Origin of the sequence: Microbacterium sp. NPDC056569, from assembly GCF_042793475.1 — a bacterium.
Lineage (GTDB): Bacteria > Actinomycetota > Actinomycetes > Actinomycetales > Microbacteriaceae > Microbacterium.
Genome location: NZ_JBHTUV010000001.1, coordinates 39,549 through 59,103, shown reverse-complemented (window position 1 = coordinate 59,103; position 19,555 = coordinate 39,549). Strand labels below are relative to the sequence as shown.

The following is a 19,555-nucleotide window of genomic DNA, read 5'->3' as shown; positions in this document are numbered from 1 at the left end:
GCCGCTACCGGGACGGCTGCTCCCGCTCGATCGGGGCCACCCGCAGCGGGGTGAGGCCGGCGTCGCCGACCGCGACCTCTTCTCGCACGCCCTCGAGCTGCAGGCCCCGCTCGCCGGCGGTGCCGAACGTCGCCATGGCGAGCGCGGCGCGGCCGCCGCCCGCGAAGACCTCGATCGAGGCGGCGTCCACCACGATGTCGAGATCGATCCGCCCGTCGACGACGTCCACGGGTGCGGTGCGCACCTCGCGGTACGCCTCGGGCATCGTGCCGGCGACCGCGTCGGCGTCGCGCGCGACGAACACCGTCCGGGCCGCGAAGTCGTAGCCGACCGTCGCGAAGCTGCCGTCACCCGTCAGGATCTTGACCCGGAGCTCTCCGCCCCGGCTCGCAGCATCCAATCTCAGTCGATACGCCCCCGACGCCGGCACCGCGACGTCCACCGTCTCGCCGTCGCCCAGTCGCGCATCGTCGAGTCGCTCCGGATCACCTTCCAGCGAATCGAGCTCGGGTGCCGGTGTCGAGTGCAGCGTCGCCCGCCCCTCGTCGTCGCGCAGCGTGATCGTCCGCACGAGCGAATCCGATCCGCCGTGCCAGTCCTCGGTCGGGAAGCCGCCGGCGTACGCCCAGTTGTTCATCCAGCCGATGCCATAGCGCGACGCGAGGCGGTCGGTCTCACCGAGACGCGGGTCGTCCCATGTGACGGCCGCATAGTAGTCCGGTCCGTGGTCGAGCCACTGGTGACCGGTGCCGTCGGCGGCGAAGCGCTCGCCGTCCCATTCGCCCACCCAGTACGCGGTTCCCGTCGTCCTGCCCTCCGCGGCGCCGTTCGCACCCGCGACGAGCACCCACCGGACGTCGTCGGGGTCGCCGTCGACCGCCAGGGGGAACAGATCCGGACACTCGAGGACGCCGAGATCCGTCGTGGCGAAGTCGGAGGCGTACGCCCACTCCCGGAGGTTCGGCGATGTGTAGAACCCGATGCGATCGTGCTCGGCGAGAGCCATCACCCAGCGTCCGGCCGCGTCGTCCCAGAAGACCCGGGGGTCGCGCCAGTCGGCGACACCGGGATTGTCCATCACCGGGTTGCCGTCGAACGACTCGAAGCGGTAGCCGCCGTCGCGCGAGACGAACAGAGACTGCCGCTGCACGCCGTCCACCTGCTGCGTCACGAGCGCGATGACCGCGCCTTCGCCGAACCCGGCGGTGTTCTTCTCGTCGACGACCGCGGTGCCGGTCCAGATGTCGCCGAGTCCGTTGGCGTACTTGTCGATCGCGACGCCCTCGTCCTTCCAGTGCACGAGGTCGGTCGAGGTCGCGTGGTACCAGGCGGTGCCGTTCCCCTCCGGGTAGTCGGCGTTGTAGAGGTAGTAGTAGTGCCACACGCCATCGAGGAGGAACGGCTTCTGGGGGTCGTTCATCCAGTTCTCGCCGGGCGTGACGTGCACAGCCGGCCGGTGCGGAGACCAGTCCGCCGGCCGCTCGAACGCGTCCGCCGTCGCGGACGGTGAGGGCGCAGCATCCGTCTCCGTCCGCTGCGACAGGGCGACCACGATGGCTGCCACGAGCAGCGTCGCGGAGGCGATTGCGGCTACCGCGACGAGCAGGCGTCGCCGGCGGCGGGCTGCGGAGGTGGTGTTCTGCGTGGACATTCGGTCTCCTTCTCGACGTGGAAACGGGAGAGCGGATGCCTCGGCACGGGGCCGTGCCGAGGCATCCGCTCGACTGTCGATCAGGTCAGGGCAGTGGCGTGACCTTGCCGCCCGGGTTGACGTTGATGTTCGCCGGGATGTCGGCGTAGCCGCCGAGCCCGCCGTCGCCGTACGAGTAGTCGACCGCCGACGAGGCGCCGTCGATGTCGATCTTGACCGTCGGCGCGAGCGTGCCGCCGCGGCGGAAGTCACCCTCGGTGCCGATCGTGTCGATGAACGACTGCACCAGTCCGCCGGGCATCACGTAGTGCGAGTACGCCTGGAAGTGCCCGATCGGCTGGTTGAAGTCCGGTGCGAACGGCTGTCCGCCCGCGAAGTTCAGGTTGGTCGGGTTGCCCAGTGCCAGGCCCGAGCCGGCGTTCATCGGCTGGTAGTCGCTGCGGATGCCGTCGCCGACGAACCCGTAGACGCCCTCGGGGCCGTCGATGCCGTTCGCGAACGTGCCGCGGTGGCTGATGGTGAAGAGGTAGTACTTGCCGTCCTTCATGTAGATCTGCGGACGCTCGGTCTGATCGGTCACGCAGTTCGCCGACAGGATGGGCGGCAGGAACTCCCACTCGGTGAGCTCCTTGTTCTTCGCCTTCGCAAGGCCGACGTTGCCGATCTGGTACGTGGCGCCCGAGGCGTTCACCTGGTCGACCGTCTCTGCGTAGGGGTCGCCCTCGCGGTAGCCCAGGTCCTCTTCGTCGCAGGTCGCGCTCTCGCGCGGCATGGCGGAGTTGCCTTCGAAGACCATGTAGGTCTCGCCGGGGTGGGCCGGGTCCTCGAAGGTGAACGGGTCGCGGAAGTTGAAGAACTCGTTCTGCGCACCCGTCTGGTAGTAGGTGCCATCGGCCTGGAGCAGGTCGGTCACCTTGTCGAATCCGGTCAGCTTCACGCCGTTCTTGTTGGCGTGCACCTTGCCGACGCTCAGCGCGATGCGCGGGTCGTAGGGCTTGCGGTTGGTGCCGTCCTCGTTGCGGTAGAACGCGACATCGGTGAAGAAGAGCTTGATCTCGCCGCCCTTCGAGATGCGCGCGGAACCCGACCACTGGGTCTGGTGGCTGTACGACTGGTCGGGGAAGATCTTGCCGGTCACTCCTTCGTCGAAGACGAGGCCGCCATACGTCCAGCCGCCGTTCTCCGGACGCTCGTCGGCGGGGACGCCGGCGGGGCGATAGAAGTAGCCGATCTTCGCGAACACGTGCCGCTCGTCGAAGACGAGGTTGCGGTCGGCCACGAGCGAGAAGATGATCTCCTGGCCGTTGACGCTGTACTGATTGGCGTCCTCATCGGTCAGCGGCCAGGAGTCCCAGACCCACACCTGCTCGTTGCTCATGTCCGGGAAGTCCTGCGCAACCGCGGGCATGGTGAGCTCGGCGGGCATCGAGTTCTGCTTCGAGCCCGCAGTCGGGTCCGACAGCCGCTTGAGCTGGCGGGCATCCGCCCGGGTCCACTTGGCGGTGAAGTCGTCTTCGGGGCCGTACGCCTGCTGCGTGTGCACGGTCGGCTGGGGGCCGTCCTGCAGGTCGGGGACGGCCGTCGCGGTGGGGGCCGCGACGGCTGCCGCGGGCAGTCCGACGAGCACGGATGCTGCGACCGCGGCGGCGGTGAGGCCACCGGTCAGGACGCGCCTGACCTTCTTCGGGGGAGTGTGCATTTCTGATTCGCTCCTTGGATTCTCAGCGATGCAAATCGATTTGCATTGCTGGCTCATAGTGGCATGTGCGAGCCGATCTCGCACATGTGGATCCAGGTGCATGAAGTTCGGGAAACCCCGCACTTGACGAACCGCCGCCGCGCGGTCCATAATCAAACCCGCTCGATAAATCGATTTATCACAAGGGAGTGTCTCTCATGGCGAGGGCCCGGATCTCAGACGTCGCGGCGGCAGCCGGCGTCTCGGTCACGACCGTCTCGCTCGTCATGAACGACGTCGAATCGCGCATCTCGGACGAGACGCGGCAGCGCGTCCGTGAGGCGGCCCGCGCGGTCGGTTACGCCCCCAGCTCGGTGGCGCGAGGGCTCCGCACCCAGCGCACGCGCACCGTCGGACTCATCTCCGACCAGATCGCCACGACCCCCTTCGCGGGTCGTATGCTGGCCGGCGCGCAGGACGCGGCACGCGACAACGGCTACCTCGTCTATCTCATCGACACCGGCAGCGACGCCGAGATCGAGCGCGAGGCCATCGACGCACTCACGGCGCAGCAGGTGGACGCGATGATCTACGCCTGCATGTGGCACCGAGTCGTCGACGTGCCGCAGGGCGTCCTGGCGAAGACCGTGCTGCTCGACTGCCGCCCGGCGAACGGCGGCTACCGCAGCGTCGTGCCCGACGACCGTGCCGGCGGAGCTGCAGCCGTGCGTGAGCTGGTCGCCGCCGGGCATCGGCGGATCGCCTATATCGACACCGACGACGGTCCGATCGCCTCGCAGCTGCGCCACGAGGGCTATCTCGAGGCACTCGCAGAGGCCGGCATCCCGGCCGACCCGGTGCTCCACATCACCGGCGACACCTCGGCCCACGGTGGTCGCGCGGCGGCCGAGGTCCTCCTCGACCTCCCCGACGACGAGCGACCCACCGCCGTCTTCTGCTTCAACGACCGCATGGCGGCCGGCGTGTACATCGCCGCGCACCGTCGCGGCCTCGACATCCCGCGCGATCTCTCCGTCGTCGGCTACGACGACCAGCAGCTGATCGCCGCGGAACAGGATCCCCCACTCACCACCGTCGCCCTGCCCCATTACGCCATGGGCCGCTGGGCGATGGAGGTCGCGCTCGGCGTCCGCGCGGAAGGGGATGTGGACGCCACGCACCTGATGGAGTGTCCCGTCATCCGACGAGACTCCGTAGGCCCGCCGCCGGCGCAAGTCGCCAAACCGAACCGGCGACGGGCTTCACACACCGAGCGGCCGCCGCAGGCGGCCCCCGATCGGTGACGCACGCGGGCGTGTGTCACCAAGAAAAGGAAACCACAACAATGCGCACAAGGACCCCGATCCTCGTGTCCGCAGGCCTGGTCACGGCGATCGCCCTGACCGGCTGCGGCCAAGCCGGCCAAGGTGACACCACCACCGCGGACGGCCGCACCCAGTTGACGATGTGGACCCACTCGGCGGGCAACCCGGCCGAGCTCGAGGTCTACGAACAGATCATCTCCGACTTCAACGCGTCGCAGGACGACTACGAGGTCGTGCACGAGTCATTCCCGCAGGGCGCCTACAACGACGCGATCGTCGCGGCCGCAGCATCCGGTGATCTCCCCTGCCTTCTCGACCTCGACGGGCCGATCATGCCGAACTGGGCGTGGGCCGGCTACCTGCAGCCGCTCGAGCTGCCCGCCGAGATCACCGACTCGCTGCTGCCGACGGCCGTCGGCGTGTGGGATGACGAGATCTACTCGGCCGGCTACTGGGATGCCGCACTGGGCATCTTCGCGCGCAAGTCGGTGCTCGACGCCAACGGCATCCGCATCCCGACCGTCGATCAGCCGTGGACCGCGGACGAGTTCGGCGACGCGCTGGCCACGCTCAAGGCCGCGGGCTATGAGACGCCGATCGACATCGGAGCCGAGGACACCGGCGAGTGGTGGCCCTACGCCTACTCGCCCTTCCTGCAGAGCTTCGGCGGCGACCTGATCGACCGCTCGACGATGCTGTCGGCCGACGGCGCGCTCAACGGCCCGGATGCCGTCGCGTGGGGCGACTGGTTCGCGGGCCTCTTCGCCGACGCATACGCCGGCAACAGCGGCACCGTGGGCAACCAGGAGTTCATCGACGACGAGGTAGCCCTCAGCTACACCGGCGTCTGGAACGCGGTGACCGCGCTCGACGCGGTCGGCGACGACCTGCTGATCCTGCCCCCGCCGGACCTCGGCAACGGCCCCAAGATCGGCGGCGGCTCGTGGCAGTGGGCGATCTCGTCCGAGTGCAAGGAAGCCGACGGCGCTCGCGCCTACCTCGAGTTCAGCTTCCAGGACGAGTACATCACCGAGTTCGCCGACAAGCAGGTCGTGATCCCCGCGACGGATGCCGCCGCCCAGGCCTCGGAGTACTTCGGCGACGACGGCGCCCTGCGCCCGTTCGTGGAGTTCTCGCAGGAGTACGCGGTGCTGCGCCCCGAGACGCCCGCCTACGCGGTCATCTCGACCACGTTCGAGACCGCGGCGAAGGACATCATGAACGGCGCCGACGTCCAGGAGACGCTCGACCGTGCCGTCTCGGAGATCGACGCCAACATCGCCTCGAACGACGGCTACGGCTTCCAGTGATCCACCGTGCCGGCGAGGGCCCCACGGCCCTCGCCGGCGCACTCCCCGAGAGATCTGTCATGACTGTCACTCCTCCGACGGTCGCCGCCGAAGAGCCTCGGCGCGCCTCCCGTCGCTTCCGCTCCATCAAAGGTCGCGAGACCTGGGCTGGACTGGGGATGATCGCCCCCGCGGGCATCCTCCTCGTCCTGTTCCTCGTCATCCCGGTCATCCTCGCGTTCGCGCTGTCGTTCACGAACGCGCGACTCATCTCGCCGAACCCACCCCGGTTCGTCGGCTTCGACAACTTCATCCGCGCCTTCACGGCCGACCCCGTGTTCGTGCAGTCGGTGGGCAACACCGCGCTGTTCGCGCTCGTGGTCGTACCGGTGCAGGCCGGTCTGGGACTGCTCCTCGCGGTGCTCGTCAATCGGCGCATGCGCGGGGTCACGGCGTTCCGTGTGATCTTCTTCATCCCCGTGGTGACCTCGATCGTCGTGGTCTCGATCCTGTGGAAGTTCATGTACCAGAAGGACGGCCTCATCAACTCGATGATCGACGCGCTGACGTTCGGCGCATGGTCGGGAGTCGACTGGCTGAACGACCCGAAGACGGCGCTCGGCGCGATCATCGTGCTGTCGATCTGGCAGGCCGTCGGCTTCCACATGATCATCTGGCTCGCAGGCCTGCAGACGATCCCCGAGGAGCTCTACGAGGCCGCGAAGATGGACGGCGCGAGCCCGTGGCGCCAGTTCACGAACGTGACGTGGCCGGGCCTCAGGCCCACCATGGTGTTCGTCCTCGTCACGATCACCATCGCCGCCCTCGGACTGTTCGTGCAGGTCGACGTCATGACCCAGGGCGGACCCGTGAACTCGACCTCGACGATCGTCTTCCATGCCGTGCGCAAGGGCTACGAGCAGCAGGAGATCGGCTACGCCGCGGCGATCTCGCTGATCTTCTTCGTCGCGGTCCTCGCCATCGCGCTCATCCAGCGCCGGATCACGCGAGAGAAGGACTGACATGACGGCAACCCAGACTCTGACCACGGCGCCGGGCGACTCGCGTCGCACCGCGCGCCCGACGCCGGGCCGCAGCGAGAAGGCGCAGCGCGCCCGGGGCACGGTGTTCCTCTACATCGCCCTGTCGCTGTTCGGCATCGTGTTCCTGTTCCCGCTGGTCTTCATGTTCGTGTCGAGCCTCAAGCCCGACAGCCAGATCCTGCAGGACATCGACTCGCCCGCGGCCTTCCTCCCGGTCGGCGACATCAGCCTCGACAACTACTTCGGGGTGTTCGACCGGGTGCCCGTCGCCCAGTTCCTGTTCAACTCCGTGCTCGTGACCGTGCTCACCGTCGGTCTCGGGCTCATCGTGAACTCGATGGCCGGCTTCGCGCTCTCCCGGCTGGCGTGGAAAGGGCGGATCGTGGTGCTCGCGCTGATCATCGCGACGCTGATCGTGCCGTTCGAGACGATCGCCGTGCCGATGGTCTACTGGGTCGCGCAGCTGCCCACCCTCGTGATGGAGGGCGGCGTCCTGAAGTACGACTTCGGCTGGCTGAACACCTACGAGGTGCAGATCGTGCCGTTCATCGCGAATGCGTTCTCGATCTTCCTGTTCACGCAGTACTTCTCCACGATCCCGAAGTCACTCGATGAAGCGGCGCGCATCGACGGCGCGAGCTGGTTCACCATCTACCGGCGCATCCTCGTCCCGCTGTCGGGTCCGGCCTTCGCGACTGTGGCGATCCTGACGTTCCTGCCGGCGTGGAACCAGTACCTGTGGCCCCTCATGGTGGTGCAGAAGGAGGAGCTGCGGCCGGTCATGGTCGGCATGCAGTACTTCTTCCAGCTGAACACCGCGTGGGGCGAGGTGATGGCCTACACCTCGCTCATCACGATCCCGGTGCTGATCGTCTTCCTCATCTTCCAGCGCGCCTTCGTCAGCAGCATCGCCGCCAGCGGAGTCAAGGGATGACGGACCGGATGCCGCGCATCGTGGTCGTCGGCGAGGCTCTGGTCGACATCGTCCATCGTGCAGACGGCGCCGTCGAAGAGGCTCCCGGCGGCAGTCCGGCGAACACGGCGCTGACGCTGGGGAGGCTGGGCAGGGCGCCGACGCTGATCACCCGCCTCGCCCACGATGAGCGGGGTCGGCGCGTGCTGGAGTGGCTCGAGGAGTCCGACGTGCACGTGGTCGCGGTCGCCGCGCCGCGCACATCCACGGCCGCCGCTCACGTGGACGAGAGCGGCGCCGCCTCGTACGAATTCGACCTGGACTGGGATCTGGGGCCTGACACCTCCCGCCTCGACGCGCTCGCGGGCGCCGCCGACATCGTGCACGTCGGATCCGTCGCCGCGGTGCTCGACCCGGGGGCGTCGCACGTCGCCGGGCTCGTCCGCGCGGCTCGCGGACGGGCGGTCGTGACCTACGACCCGAACATCCGGCCGTCGCTCGTCGACGACCCGGACCGCGTGCGAGCGCGCGTCGCCGACCTCATCGGCCTGGCCCACGTCGTCAAGGCGAGCGACGAGGACATCCGCTGGCTGCACCCGGGGCGGGATGTCGTCGAGGTCGCCCGGGAATGGGTCGCGCGCGGGCCGCGGCTCGTCGTCGTCACGCTCGGTCCCGACGGCGCGGTGGGCGTGACCGCCGACGGCGACGTCGTCGTTCCCGCGGTCGCGTCCGAGGTCGTCGACACGGTCGGCGCCGGGGACACGTTCATGGGTGCGCTCATCGACGGGATCGTCGATCCGGGCGACCTGCGGGCGTCGCTGCGGACCGCGGGCGGCAGCGGCGCGTGGACAGGCCGTGGGGACCCTTCGGCCGCCGTCGAGTCCCTCCTGCGCCGATCGGTGCACGCCGCAGCGATCACCGTGTCGAGGCCCGGCGCCGATCCGCCCCGGCGCGCCGAGCTCGCCGCGTGGATGCCGTAGGCGGCTGCATCTCTTCTCACCACGTGCTCCTCGCCCATCGGGCGGGGGCGGACCATCGCGCGATCCACCGCGCACGACTCTCGAAGGAACTCTCTTGTTCGACCTCCCCGACTCCTGGGTGTGGGACTACTGGTTCGCCGACGACGGCGACCGCTACCACCTCTTCTTCCTGTACGCGTCTCGCGCCCTCCACGACCCGGAGGCCCGTCACTATCGCGCCTCGATCGGGCACGCCGTCTCGACCGACCTCGTCGCGTGGACGCGGGTCGCCGATGCGCTGGTCCGCAGCGACGCTCCCGCTTTCGACGAGCTCGCCACCTGGACGGGGTCGGTCGTGCGCCACCCCGACGGCACGTGGTTCATGTTCTACACGGGGGCGACCCTCGCGCCCGACGGGCGGAACGTCCAGCGGGTCGGCTATGCCACGTCGCCGGATCTGCACACCTGGACGAAGCCGGGCGGTCCGGTGCTCGAAGCGGAGGGCCCCTGGTACGAGAAGCTCTCGAGCGGTGCCTGGCACGACGAGGCGTTCCGCGACCCGTGGGTGTTCGCGGACTCCGACGGCGACGGCTGGCACATGCTGATCACCGCGCGCGCACCCGAAGGGCCGGTCGACGGGCGGGGTGTCATCGGGCACGCCTGGTCGGCGGATCTGCGCACCTGGGAGCTGCGAGAACCGCTCAGCGCGCCGAGCGCCGACGGCTTCGGGCAGCTCGAGGTGCTCCAGGCCGAGGTCGTCGACGGACGACCCGTCGTGATCTTCTCCTGCCTGAAGGAGCAGAGCACGGCGGCGCGCCGTGCCGAGGCAGGCGGCACGTGGGTGGTGCCCGCGGAGAGTCTGCTCGGACCGTTCGACATCGACGCCGCGTACCCGCTGACGGACGAGCGCCTGTACGTCGGGCGCCTGCTTCAGCGCCGGTCGGACGGTGAATGGCTGCTGTTCGCCTTCCGCAACATCGGCGAGGACGGGCGGTTCGTGGGCGGCATCACCGATCCGATGCCGCTGCGCTGGGACGGTGGCCGCCTCGTCCGCCGAGAGGCGGTGGGCGCCTCCGTCTGACACCCGTGGCCGGGGCTTCGCGGACGAGCCCCGGCCCGCACTGTGCTCAGCAACCCGTCCGCCCGAGAAAGGATGACGATGATGTCAGCTTCGAACCGACGGGGAGCGCGGCTCGCGGTCGGCGCCCTGACGGTGATCGGCGTGGGAGTGGGGGTCGGTCTCACCGGCAGCCCGGGCGCGGACGCCGCCGCCGCCGATTCCGCCGACGACTTCCGGGCGCAGTACCACTTCACGGTGCCCGACCACTGGAAGAACGACCCGCAGCGGCCGGTCTTCGTCGACGGAAAGTTCCACTACTACTACCTCTACAACAGCGACTACGACGCCGATCCGGCCGCCAACTTCGGCACGGAGTGGCGGCTCGCCACCTCGTACGACGGGGTGGTGTTCGCCGACCAGGGAGTCGCCGCACCGAAGAAGAGCAACGCGAACTACGACCTCTGGTCGGGGTCGGCCGTCGTCGACGAACAGAACACCGCCGGGTTCGGCGCCGGAGCGGTGGTGATGCTCGTCACGCAGATGGACCATCCCACGCCGGCCCAGCAGGCGAACGCGTCCGGTCCGCAGGCGCAGTTCCTCTGGTATTCGACGGACGGCGGCCGCAACTTCCGTCCGTACGGCGACGCGCCCGTCATCGCGAACGGCGGGCGCGCGGACTTCCGAGACCCGAAGATCGTGTGGGACGCCGAGCGCGGCCGCTGGGTCGCGCTGATCGCGGAGCGCGACCGGGTGAGCTTCTACACGTCACCCGATCTGAAGACGTGGTCGCGGGTGTGGGAGTACGTGAATCCTGCCATCGGCACGATCGAATGCCCCGACCTGTTCCGGATCCGGGCGAACGACGGCACCATCAAGTGGGTGTTCGGCGTGAGCGCCAACGGGTACGCCACCGCGGAACCGGCGACCTTCGCCTACTGGACGGGCGTGTTCGACGGGACGTCGTTCACGTTCGATCAGAGTGCGCCGCAGTGGCTGGACCACGGGTTCGACTGGTACGGCGCGGTGACCTGGGAGGACCCTGCCTCGCCACTGGACCGCCGCTACGCCGTGGGCTGGATGAACAACTGGGACTACGCGCACTCCACACCGACGTGGACCGCCGACGGGTTCAACGGCACCGACTCGATCACCCGCGAGATCCGTCTCAAAAGGTACGGCTCGACGTTCAGCCTGGTGTCGCAGCCGGTGGCGGCGCTCGCCGACATCACCACGGCGCGAACTGATCTCGGCGACGTCACCGTCGACGGGTTCCTCCCCCTCGCCTACGACGGTGATGCCTATCAGGTCGAGGCGGACGTGACGTGGGAGACCGCGACGAACATCGGCCTGCAGCTCCGACGCTCCGCCGATGGGACGCGTCACGCCGACGTCGGCGTGACCGGCGCGTACGCCTACCTGAATCGCGGCCAGACCGGCCACCCGGCCGGAACCTGGAAGACCGAGAGCCGCACGCCCTTCGACGGCGCCGCGGGCACGGTGCATCTGCGCATCCTCGTCGACCGCACCACGATCGAGGTCTTCGTCGACGACGGGAGATACGTCCATTCGAGCCAGGTCTTCGCGCCGGTGGGCGACGACGGCATCGCCCTGTACTCCTCAGGCGGCGCGGCCGTGTTCCGCGATCTGACGATCACGGAGTTCGGCAGCGTCGTGCAGCGACCGGCTCGTCTGCTCGCCGACTTCGAAGGCGACGCCTGGGGACAGGGCTGGACGACGACGGGCAGCTTCACCGCGGCGGGGCCGAGCGAGGCCGGATTGCGCGGCCAGGTCGGCAGGCGGGTCGCCGACACGTTCGCCGGCGGGGGAGACCCGGCGACGGGGACCATCACGTCGCCGCCGTTCACCGTCGACCGCAACTTCCTGCACTTCCTCATCGGCGGCGGCGATCACCCGCTGGGCGTCGAGCCGGCCACGTCGGTGCAGCTGCTGGTCGACGGCAGGCCTGTCCGCACCGTCACCGGTGCGGACACGGCTGAACTCCGCCATATCGAGTGGGACCTGCGCGACCTCGCCGGGCGAACGGCGCAGTTCCAGATCCTGGACGACGCAACCGGATCGTGGGGTCATCTGATGGTCGACCACGTCGTGCTCTCGGACTGACGCGAGCGCGGATCGCCTCCGTTCGCAGGGCGGACTTGAGATATGAGACTCCGAGTCTCTAGTGTGGAACGCGTGCGCAAGTCGGGGGGCTCGCGCACAACGATCTTGCCGACGGCCCCATGCCGCCGGGTTGGATCTGGTCGGTGCCGGGTTCTGGGGACCCGGCACCGCGAGTTTCTGCGGGGGCGAGGTGGCCTACCGGACAGCGCGCCGAGGGCGATAATCAACTCATGCAGCAACCCGAATCCCGATCGCGGCGGCCGGCAGGCCAGACGCGGGCGATCATGCTCGCGGTCGCGGTCGAGCGCGTCCGCCAAGAGGGCCTGCTGCTCGACTACGCGAACCTCGAGCTCGAGGATCTGATCCGGACGGCGGGCGTGCCACGCTCGACCGTGTTCCGCATCTGGCCCGACCGGGTGGCCTTCATCGCCGACCTGGTGCGCGCCCTCTTCGAGGCGGATCCCGGCTTCGACACCGGGTTCGACGGAGAGACGCTCCGGCAGCTCCAGCAGGCGGTCGCCGGCGACCCCGACGTCATGACCACGCCGGAGGGGCGGCAGATCGCACTCCGCGAGGCCCTGCGCGTGACCGTCGCGCACAACATGGGCGCCGTCGAGGGAACCGTGGCCTGGCGCGCGTACCGGACGATGTCGGCCGCGCTCGTGAGCGGCGGCTCGGTACCGGGTGGCGCGGAGATCCGCGCGCTGCTGTCCGAGATCGAGAACCGCTATCTCACGCACATGGCCGAGATGTACAAGCAGCTCAACACGGCGTTCGGGCTGCGGATGCGCGACGGGCTCACCGAACGCGACCTCGCCGTCGCGATCATGGCCATGATCGACGGCATGAGCGACCACCGCCGCATCGACCCGGCGATCATCGACGAGCCCCGCGTCGTCGCGCTCGGCCCCGAGGGTCCGCGCGACTGGCACCTCGCCGGCGTCGCGGTCTACGGCATCTACACCGCGTACACCGAGCCGGTCGAGGCGTAGTCCGCCCGGCGCGGAGCACCGGGCGTGCGGAAACCCACCCTCTCGCGATTCCCGGGCAGGCTCTGGACGCCGGGCGCCGGGCGCCGGGCGTCAGGCGCTGGGTGCGCTCCAGCTCAGCGACTCGATGTAGCGCAGCAGCACGCCCTCGCGCAGCGCCCAGGGCGACACCTCGAGCTCGTCGACGTCCATCGCGCGCATGGCCTCATGCAGCACGACGGCGCCGGCGACGATCTGGAATGTCCGGTCGGGGGTGATGCCCGGCAGCTCCTGCCGCGCCGACGCCGGGATGCGGGCCAGGCGCGGGATCCACGAGCCGAGGGCGGCGCGGGGCAGCAGCATCCGTTCGATTCCCGACCATCCGGGAACCGGATACCCCACGAGCTTCGCAAGCGAGCGGATCGCCTTCGACGACCCCACGACGTGGTCGGGCTTCGCGAGCGACCCGAACGACGTGGCGACCGGGGCGAGCGTGGCGCGCGCGTGGTCGCGCAGCTTCTCGACGGCCGCCTCGCCCGGCGGATCGTCCGGAAGGAACTGCACCGTCATGCGCCCGGCGCCGAGGGGGACGGATGCTGCCTGCTCCGGCAGCTCGTCGGCTCCGGCGGCGATCTCGAGCGAGCCTCCGCCGATGTCGAAGAGCAGGATCTGCCCGGCCGCCCACCCGAACCAGCGGCGCACCGCGAGGAACGTGTAGCGCGCCTCGGTCTCGCCGCCCAGCACCTGCAGCGGCTGGCCGAGCGCGGCCTCGATGAGGTCGATGACCTCCGGGCCGTTCTTCGCCTCGCGCACCGCGCTCGTCGCGGTGGCGAGCAGCTCGCCGACCCGCTCGGCGGCGGCGATCTCGCGCGCCTCGGTCACCGCGGCGACGAGCGCCGTGACGCCCTCCTCGGTGATGGAGCCGTCGGGAGCGAGGTAGCGCATGAGCCGCAGCACCGTGCGCTGACTGGTCGTGGCCAGCGGGCGGCCGCCGGGGCGGACGTCGGCGACCAGCAGGTGGACGGTGTTCGAGCCGATGTCGAGAACTCCGAGGCGCACGGGAAAAGAGTAGCGGTGTCCGGTCCGGGGGCATGCGCCGGGTGGCAGCATCCGTCATGGCCGTCGTCTGCGACTACGATGAACGCGATGTCCGCCGACGAAGCGACCACCTACGAAACCGGTGCTGCCACCCCCGCTCTCTCGCTGTACCGCGAGATCGACCGCGCGGACTGGGCGCGATTGGCGTCCGGTATGACGCAGCCGCTCACCGAGACCGAGATCGTGCAGATCCGGGGTCTCGGCGACCGCCTCGACATGGCCGAGGTCGCGCAGGTGTACGTGCCGCTGTCGCGGCTGCTGTCGCTGTACGCCGAGTCGACGAAGCGTCTCGGCGGCGAGGAGTCCGCGTTCCTCGGCGAGGCGGACTCGACCACGCCGTTCATCGTGGGCGTCGCGGGCTCCGTCGCGGTGGGCAAGTCGACGATCGCGCGCCTGCTGCGCGAGCTCACGTCGCGCTGGCCGGGCACGCCGCGCGTCGAGCTCATCACCACGGACGGCTTCCTGTACCCGAACGCCGAGCTCGAGCGCCGCGGGCTGATGGACCGCAAGGGCTTCCCCGAGTCGTACGACCGTCGCGCGCTCGTGTCGTTCCTCACCGAGGTGAAGAGCGGCGCCCCCGAGGTGCGCGCACCCTTCTACTCGCACATGCGGTACGACATCGTCCCCGACGCCGTCATCACCGTGCGGCGCCCCGACATCGTGATCGTCGAGGGCCTCAACGTGCTGCAGCCGCCGCCCACCCCGAACGACGTCGCCGTCAGCGACCTGTTCGACTTCTCGATCTATGTGGACGCGGATGCTGCGCACATCGCGCAGTGGTACGTCGACCGCTTCCTCGCCCTGCGCCGTGCCGCGTTCAGCAACCCGAAGTCGTTCTTCAACGTCTTCGCGCAGCTGTCGGACGAGGAGGCCGTGGAGCGCGCGCTCGGGTACTGGAACAACATCAACCTCCCCAACCTCGAAGAGAACGTGCTGCCCACCCGCCACCGCGCGAACCTCGTGCTCCAGAAGGCCGCCGACCACACCGTCGAGACGGTGCTCCTCCGCAAGCTCTGACGCCGGAGGGGACCGCTCTGTAGACGGCGGCAGCGGTCGGTCACAGATCGACGCCGATCCCGGCCATGTAACCGAGCAGGTAGTCGTCGTCGGTCGATCGAGGTTCGAGCCCCAGACCGGAGTCCATCCATCCGAGCGAGTACTGGATCGTGTTCATCGTCGGCGCCTTTCGTCCTCCGGCCACGGTCCCGCGGCGGGGCGACCGATACCGTCGGTGCCGTGACGGGCGTTGTGTCGGACGCCCGACACAACGAGCTCGCGCGCCATTGCGCGGACCATGGCGACTCGGGATGATTCAGGGGGAACGGGCGTCGCGAGGGATCGCAGGACGGGGGACGGAGCCATGCGAATCCTGCTGGAGACGCTGCCGTCGGAGGTGGTCGCTGCAGTGCGCACCCGCATGGTGCGTCGTCAGTGGAAGCATGGCGACACGATCGTGTTCCAGGGCGATCCCGGCGCCGGGATCTACTACATCGAGTCGGGGCACGTCGGAGTGAAGATCGGCACCGAGCACGGCGACTCGGTCACCGTCACGGTCCTGACGGCGGGCGACAGCTTCGGTGAGCTCGCCATGCTGCATCCGGGCCGCACGCGTACCGCGAGCGTCGAGGCGCTCAGCGCGACGGCGACGCTGGTACTGGCGCCGACCGACTTCACAGAGCTGCGTCAGGCGTACCCCGCGATCGATCGGGCTCTTGTCGACGCGCTGGCACGGCGCGTGGTGGATCTCAGCGAGCATCTCGCCCAGGCGGTATTCGAGACGGCCGATCGTCGATGCGCTCGCCGCGTGCTCGAATTGGCGACGGTTTTCGCGGAGGATGAGGCGGATGACGCCACGATCCCCCTGACGCAGGACGACATCGCCGGGCTGACGGGCGCGACCCGGCCGACCGTCAACCAGGTGCTCAGCCGGATGGCGTCGGAGCGGGTGATCTCGCTCGGCCGAGCGCGCATCGAGGTGCCGAGCATTGCTGCGTTGCGCGCCTACGTGCGCTGAGCCGGATCGACCGACCTGACCCGGACGACGTCGATCGTCGCGCTCTTCCCCTTCAGGGACAGAGCTTCACCGGGCAGTCCACGCCATTCGTCGCCCGCGGCGACGCACGAGACGACGATCTCGCCTGCCGCGGCCGCGCCGCACAACCGGGATCCGACGTTCACGACATCGCCCACCACCGCGTACTGGCGTCGGCTTTCTGGGCCCACCGTCGCCGCGACCAGCTCGCCCGCGTGCACTCCGATCCCGAATCTCAGCTCCGGAAGGCCGTTCTTACGTAGGGTCTCTTCGAGCACGTCGACATCGCCGACCAGCCGAGCCGCTGTCTCTCGTGCCGACGAGACCGGGTCGGGTTGGTGTTCGGGCGCGCCGAAGACGGCGAACACCTCGTCCCCGACGAACTGCATGACCGTCCCGCCATGCGCGAACACACGCGTGCATGCGAACTCGTAATAGATGTCCAGCGCGCGACGGACATCAGCGGGGTCCATCGATTCCGCAAGAGCGGTGAAGCCGCGCAGATCACAGAACACCACGGCACCGCTGACGCGGACGCCGTCCGCGAGAACGGCTTGACCGTCGCTCTCGAGGAGCCGCGATGCGACCGTCCGCGGCACATAGCGTGTGAACAGCTCCACCGCTGCACGACGACTCCGCTGCTCGGCGATGAGTCGGACGGCGCCTCCGGCAACGGCCGCCCCGATGATCGCCGCAGGCACCCGCACGAGGTCCAGCTGCAGACCGGCGGCGGGCAGCAGCAGAAGCGCCACACCGAGGTATGCGCCGACGAGCAGAAGTGTCGTCGTGACTGCGATCCACAACCGTGCCCGCGATGCCACCGCCGCGGAGACCGCGGCAAGGACCAGCGCGATGAGCCCGGATACCCACCACGGAGCCGGACCCACCCACGCGGAGGTGAGGATCGTGCTCAGCGCCTGGGCCTGCACGATCACGCCCGGGGTGGTCGCCCCGGGCTGCAAAGGGGTGATGTGAGTGTCGCCGATGGTGGTGTCGGCGACACCGACCAGCACGATCGCCCCATCGAGCCGGCCTTTTCCGGACCCGTCCATCACCTCCGCCGCAGAGAGGACGGGTGGACTGTTCTGCTCCAATCCGCGGCCCCACCACACCCGCAGGGCTGCAGCGTCCTCGACGGGCACAGCGAAGGCACCTGCCTCGACGGTGCGAGGTCGCACCAGCGGGCTTGGATCGACATCGTCGCCGGTGGCGATCAGGGCGAGTTGCAGGCAGAACGCGGCGAGGAGGTCGCCCTCGGTGGTCTCCACGACGAGCGGGATCCGTCGTATGACCCCGTCCGCGTCAGAGGGCACTACCACGTGGCCGACGCCCGCTGCCGCCTCCTCGAATGCGACCGCTGGGCGCACGGGCTCAGATCCCGCGTACAGGCCACGCTCGTTCCGAACGATCGACGTGTAGGTGGTGGGCATCACCGTCGGAATACGGGCGAGCGCCGTCGCCAGCGGATCGCCGGCTCCTGGCGCGTCCTCCGCGGGGATGATGTCGTAGCCGAGCGCGACGGCCCCGCCCTCGGCGATCGCGTCCACCAGGTCCGCCTGCTGGTCACGCGTCCACGGCCAGGCTCCGTGCACCTCCTGGGATGGCGCGTCGATCTGGACGACGATGACGTCGGGATCGACCCGGCTCGACGGCCACAGGAGGTCGGACGCGCGACGAGCGGCATCGCCACCGAACCCGAGCACGATGCTGCCGACGGTGAGTGTAGACGCGAGCAGCCCAATCGCCAGGATGGTGAGCCAGGCCGGAGGCGCGTTCCTGGACTCACCCGAGCCAGTCACCTCAGCGCGTCATCTCAACGGAGCGCAGGTCTTCCTTCTCTGCCTCGTCCGGAGGCAGGTCGCGGCAGAGCGCGCGCAACTCCGGGGGAACGAACACGAGCTCTCTCTGCTCGCCGGCGATCTGCGTGGCGGCCCAGATGCCGTCCCTCTCCTCCGCCCCCGTGATGGTGAGCTCGTACGAGATCGTCCGCTCGGCGACGCCCTCGGCAAGCACTTCTCCGGTGACACTGTCGATGCACGGCAGCGGGTCGAGCACCCGCTCGCCCGTGATGACAGTGCCGGACCGTGACAGGGATCCTGTGCTTCCGCTGCTCGATACCCACGTCGACGTGCACACCGCGTTGTCGCACTCCGGTTCGCTGATCGTCCACGTGACGGAGACCTGCGCGCCCGGAGGGTCTGAACTGGCGTCCCCTTCCAGTTTCGTGATGAGGATCGCCCATTCGTCGCCGCTGAGCGCGGCCGCCTCCAGCGGCGGGTCGGGTAATGCCACGGCGTCGTCCGACTCGCCGTCGCGGGCGATGTTCTCGGTGGCCCAGTCCGGCAGCGCGTCCGCCGGGATCGTGGACGGCTCGGGCTGGGCGCCTGGAATGACTACGCGCTCGTAGGGATCCACCGTGACCGTGCCGTCGTCGCCTTCGACCTCCAGCTCTCCCTCGAAGACGATGAACTCGCACGACGGGCCCTCAACGCACACGACCGAGAACACCGTGCCGCGGACAGATGCCGTGCCCACCGGCGTCACCACCTCGTATACGGCCTCGTCCGACACCAGTTCCTGCACGTTGTGCCACGTCTCCCCGATATCGAGCGAGATCGATGTGCGCTGTGCTTCCTCCGCGCCCAATTCGGTGATCTCCACCTCGCTCGATGGCCCTACTCGCATGAACGAGGAGTCGGGGAAGACGACCTCCGCGAGCCCCGCAGCATCGGTCGAGATCACGTCGCCCTGCGCGGCACCGCTCTGCTCCTCGAGATCGCGCGGATCGGCGTCGCCGGCCGCGAGCTGCACCTGAGTCTGCAGTGGATCCACGGTCGCGGCGGGGGCGCTCGCGCATCCCGTCATGGCAAGACAGACAGCGACCGCCATCGCTGCAGAGGAGAACGCCGTTGTTCTCATTGCACCACCCCCAGAGTCGTGCCGGCGCGCCGATCCCCCCAGAGGACGCAGTGACGCCGCGATTGCCGCACAGCATAAGGCAACCCCGGACCGACCGGAAGGCGTTCGCGCGCACAGCCACTCGCGCTGCCGCGAATGTCGCGAACGCGACAGAGTGTCTGTCGCGGCGACGGCGGAGCCGGATCCCCGCCGGGCCGGATGCTTCCGGTGACGGGAATCCCCGTCGATTGAGACGGAAGGAAGATCATGATCCACGCACTGCAGCGGCACCCGGCGCTGACGATTCTCGCCCTCGCTCTGATCACCGTCGCCGGCATGTTCGCCATGGACGCGCTCCTCGATTCCGTGAGCGCCCTTGAGCAGGGCGGCGGAGGCGCACTCCTGCACGACGCAGGGCGAAGGTCGCCGTAGTCGAGCACCCGCGGAGGGCACCCGAGCAGATCGCTCGGGTGCCCTTCCCTTTGCGCGCGCCGTGTCACATCACTGTCCCCGAGTCGAC

General features: G+C 69.3%; 15 protein-coding genes. 10 read left to right on the top strand and 5 right to left on the bottom strand.

The annotated features are described in order from the left end of the window. Positions 1–4: 4 nt before the first annotated feature. Positions 5–1,651: a glycoside hydrolase family 32 protein gene (locus ACFQ7C_RS00215; RefSeq protein WP_378896358.1), complete on the bottom strand. Its 1,647-nt coding sequence runs from the start codon at positions 1,649–1,651 to the stop codon at positions 5–7. Positions 1,652–1,736: 85 nt separating this feature from the next. Then, positions 1,737–3,350 (bottom strand): glycoside hydrolase family 68 protein, encoded by a 1,614-nt coding sequence (locus tag ACFQ7C_RS00210; protein ID WP_378896355.1) that lies wholly within the window; start codon positions 3,348–3,350, stop codon positions 1,737–1,739. 197 nt (positions 3,351–3,547) lie between these two features. Between ACFQ7C_RS00210 and ACFQ7C_RS00205 the strand changes: the two genes are divergently transcribed. The 8 genes from ACFQ7C_RS00205 (at position 3,548) to ACFQ7C_RS00170 (ending at position 13,031) form a co-directional block, all read left to right on the top strand. Beyond that, positions 3,548–4,633 carry a LacI family DNA-binding transcriptional regulator gene (locus ACFQ7C_RS00205; RefSeq protein WP_378896353.1) on the top strand — a complete coding sequence of 362 codons (1,086 nt, stop codon included), beginning with the start codon at positions 3,548–3,550 and terminating at the stop codon, positions 4,631–4,633. 41 nt (positions 4,634–4,674) lie between these two features. Beyond that, complete coding sequence (locus ACFQ7C_RS00200) at positions 4,675–5,964, top strand: extracellular solute-binding protein (protein WP_378896351.1); 1,290 nt, start codon at positions 4,675–4,677, stop codon at positions 5,962–5,964. Between the two features lie 59 nt (positions 5,965–6,023). Next, positions 6,024–6,965, top strand: coding sequence for a carbohydrate ABC transporter permease (locus tag ACFQ7C_RS00195; protein WP_378896349.1), 942 nt, complete (start codon positions 6,024–6,026; stop codon positions 6,963–6,965). A 1-nt stretch (position 6,966) separates the two neighbouring features. Further along, positions 6,967–7,920 (top strand): carbohydrate ABC transporter permease, encoded by a 954-nt coding sequence (locus ACFQ7C_RS00190; protein WP_378896347.1) that lies wholly within the window; start codon positions 6,967–6,969, stop codon positions 7,918–7,920. Further along, positions 7,917–8,879 (top strand): carbohydrate kinase, encoded by a 963-nt coding sequence (locus ACFQ7C_RS00185; RefSeq protein ID WP_378896344.1) that lies wholly within the window; start codon positions 7,917–7,919, stop codon positions 8,877–8,879. Before ACFQ7C_RS00190 ends, ACFQ7C_RS00185 begins: the two co-directional genes overlap by 4 nt. Before the next feature lie 94 nt (positions 8,880–8,973). Continuing rightward, the gene (locus ACFQ7C_RS00180) at positions 8,974–9,939 is read left to right on the top strand and encodes a glycosyl hydrolase family 32 (RefSeq protein WP_378896341.1); all 966 of its coding nucleotides are present in this window, start codon (positions 8,974–8,976) and stop codon (positions 9,937–9,939) included. 81 nt (positions 9,940–10,020) lie between these two features. Beyond that, the gene (locus ACFQ7C_RS00175) at positions 10,021–12,039 is read left to right on the top strand and encodes a glycoside hydrolase family 32 protein (RefSeq protein WP_378896339.1); all 2,019 of its coding nucleotides are present in this window, start codon (positions 10,021–10,023) and stop codon (positions 12,037–12,039) included. A 230-nt stretch (positions 12,040–12,269) separates the two neighbouring features. Continuing rightward, positions 12,270–13,031 carry a hypothetical protein gene (locus tag ACFQ7C_RS00170; protein ID WP_378896336.1) on the top strand — a complete coding sequence of 254 codons (762 nt, stop codon included), beginning with the start codon at positions 12,270–12,272 and terminating at the stop codon, positions 13,029–13,031. Between the two features lie 90 nt (positions 13,032–13,121). Here the strand turns inward: ACFQ7C_RS00170 and ACFQ7C_RS00165 are convergent, their stop codons facing one another. After that, positions 13,122–14,066 carry a Ppx/GppA phosphatase family protein gene (locus tag ACFQ7C_RS00165; RefSeq protein WP_378896333.1) on the bottom strand — a complete coding sequence of 315 codons (945 nt, stop codon included), beginning with the start codon at positions 14,064–14,066 and terminating at the stop codon, positions 13,122–13,124. 87 nt (positions 14,067–14,153) lie between these two features. On the opposite strand from ACFQ7C_RS00165, the gene coaA reads away from it, so the two are divergent. Both coaA and ACFQ7C_RS00155 read left to right on the top strand, forming a co-directional pair. Beyond that, the gene (coaA, locus tag ACFQ7C_RS00160; protein ID WP_378896330.1) at positions 14,154–15,122 is read left to right on the top strand and encodes a type I pantothenate kinase; all 969 of its coding nucleotides are present in this window, start codon (positions 14,154–14,156) and stop codon (positions 15,120–15,122) included. Positions 15,123–15,465: 343 nt separating this feature from the next. Further along, complete coding sequence (locus ACFQ7C_RS00155; protein WP_378896327.1) at positions 15,466–16,119, top strand: Crp/Fnr family transcriptional regulator; 654 nt, start codon at positions 15,466–15,468, stop codon at positions 16,117–16,119. Here ACFQ7C_RS00155 and ACFQ7C_RS00150 read toward each other — a convergent pair. Next, positions 16,107–17,936 (bottom strand): CHASE2 domain-containing protein, encoded by a 1,830-nt coding sequence (locus ACFQ7C_RS00150; RefSeq protein WP_378896324.1) that lies wholly within the window; start codon positions 17,934–17,936, stop codon positions 16,107–16,109. The two genes, ACFQ7C_RS00155 and ACFQ7C_RS00150, sit on opposite strands and share 13 nt — an antisense overlap. 1 nt (position 17,937) lies before the next feature. After that, entirely contained in the window at positions 17,938–19,443 is a 1,506-nt protein-coding gene (locus tag ACFQ7C_RS00145; RefSeq protein ID WP_378896321.1) for a FecR domain-containing protein, read from the bottom strand. Positions 19,444–19,555: the final 112 nt, after the last annotated feature.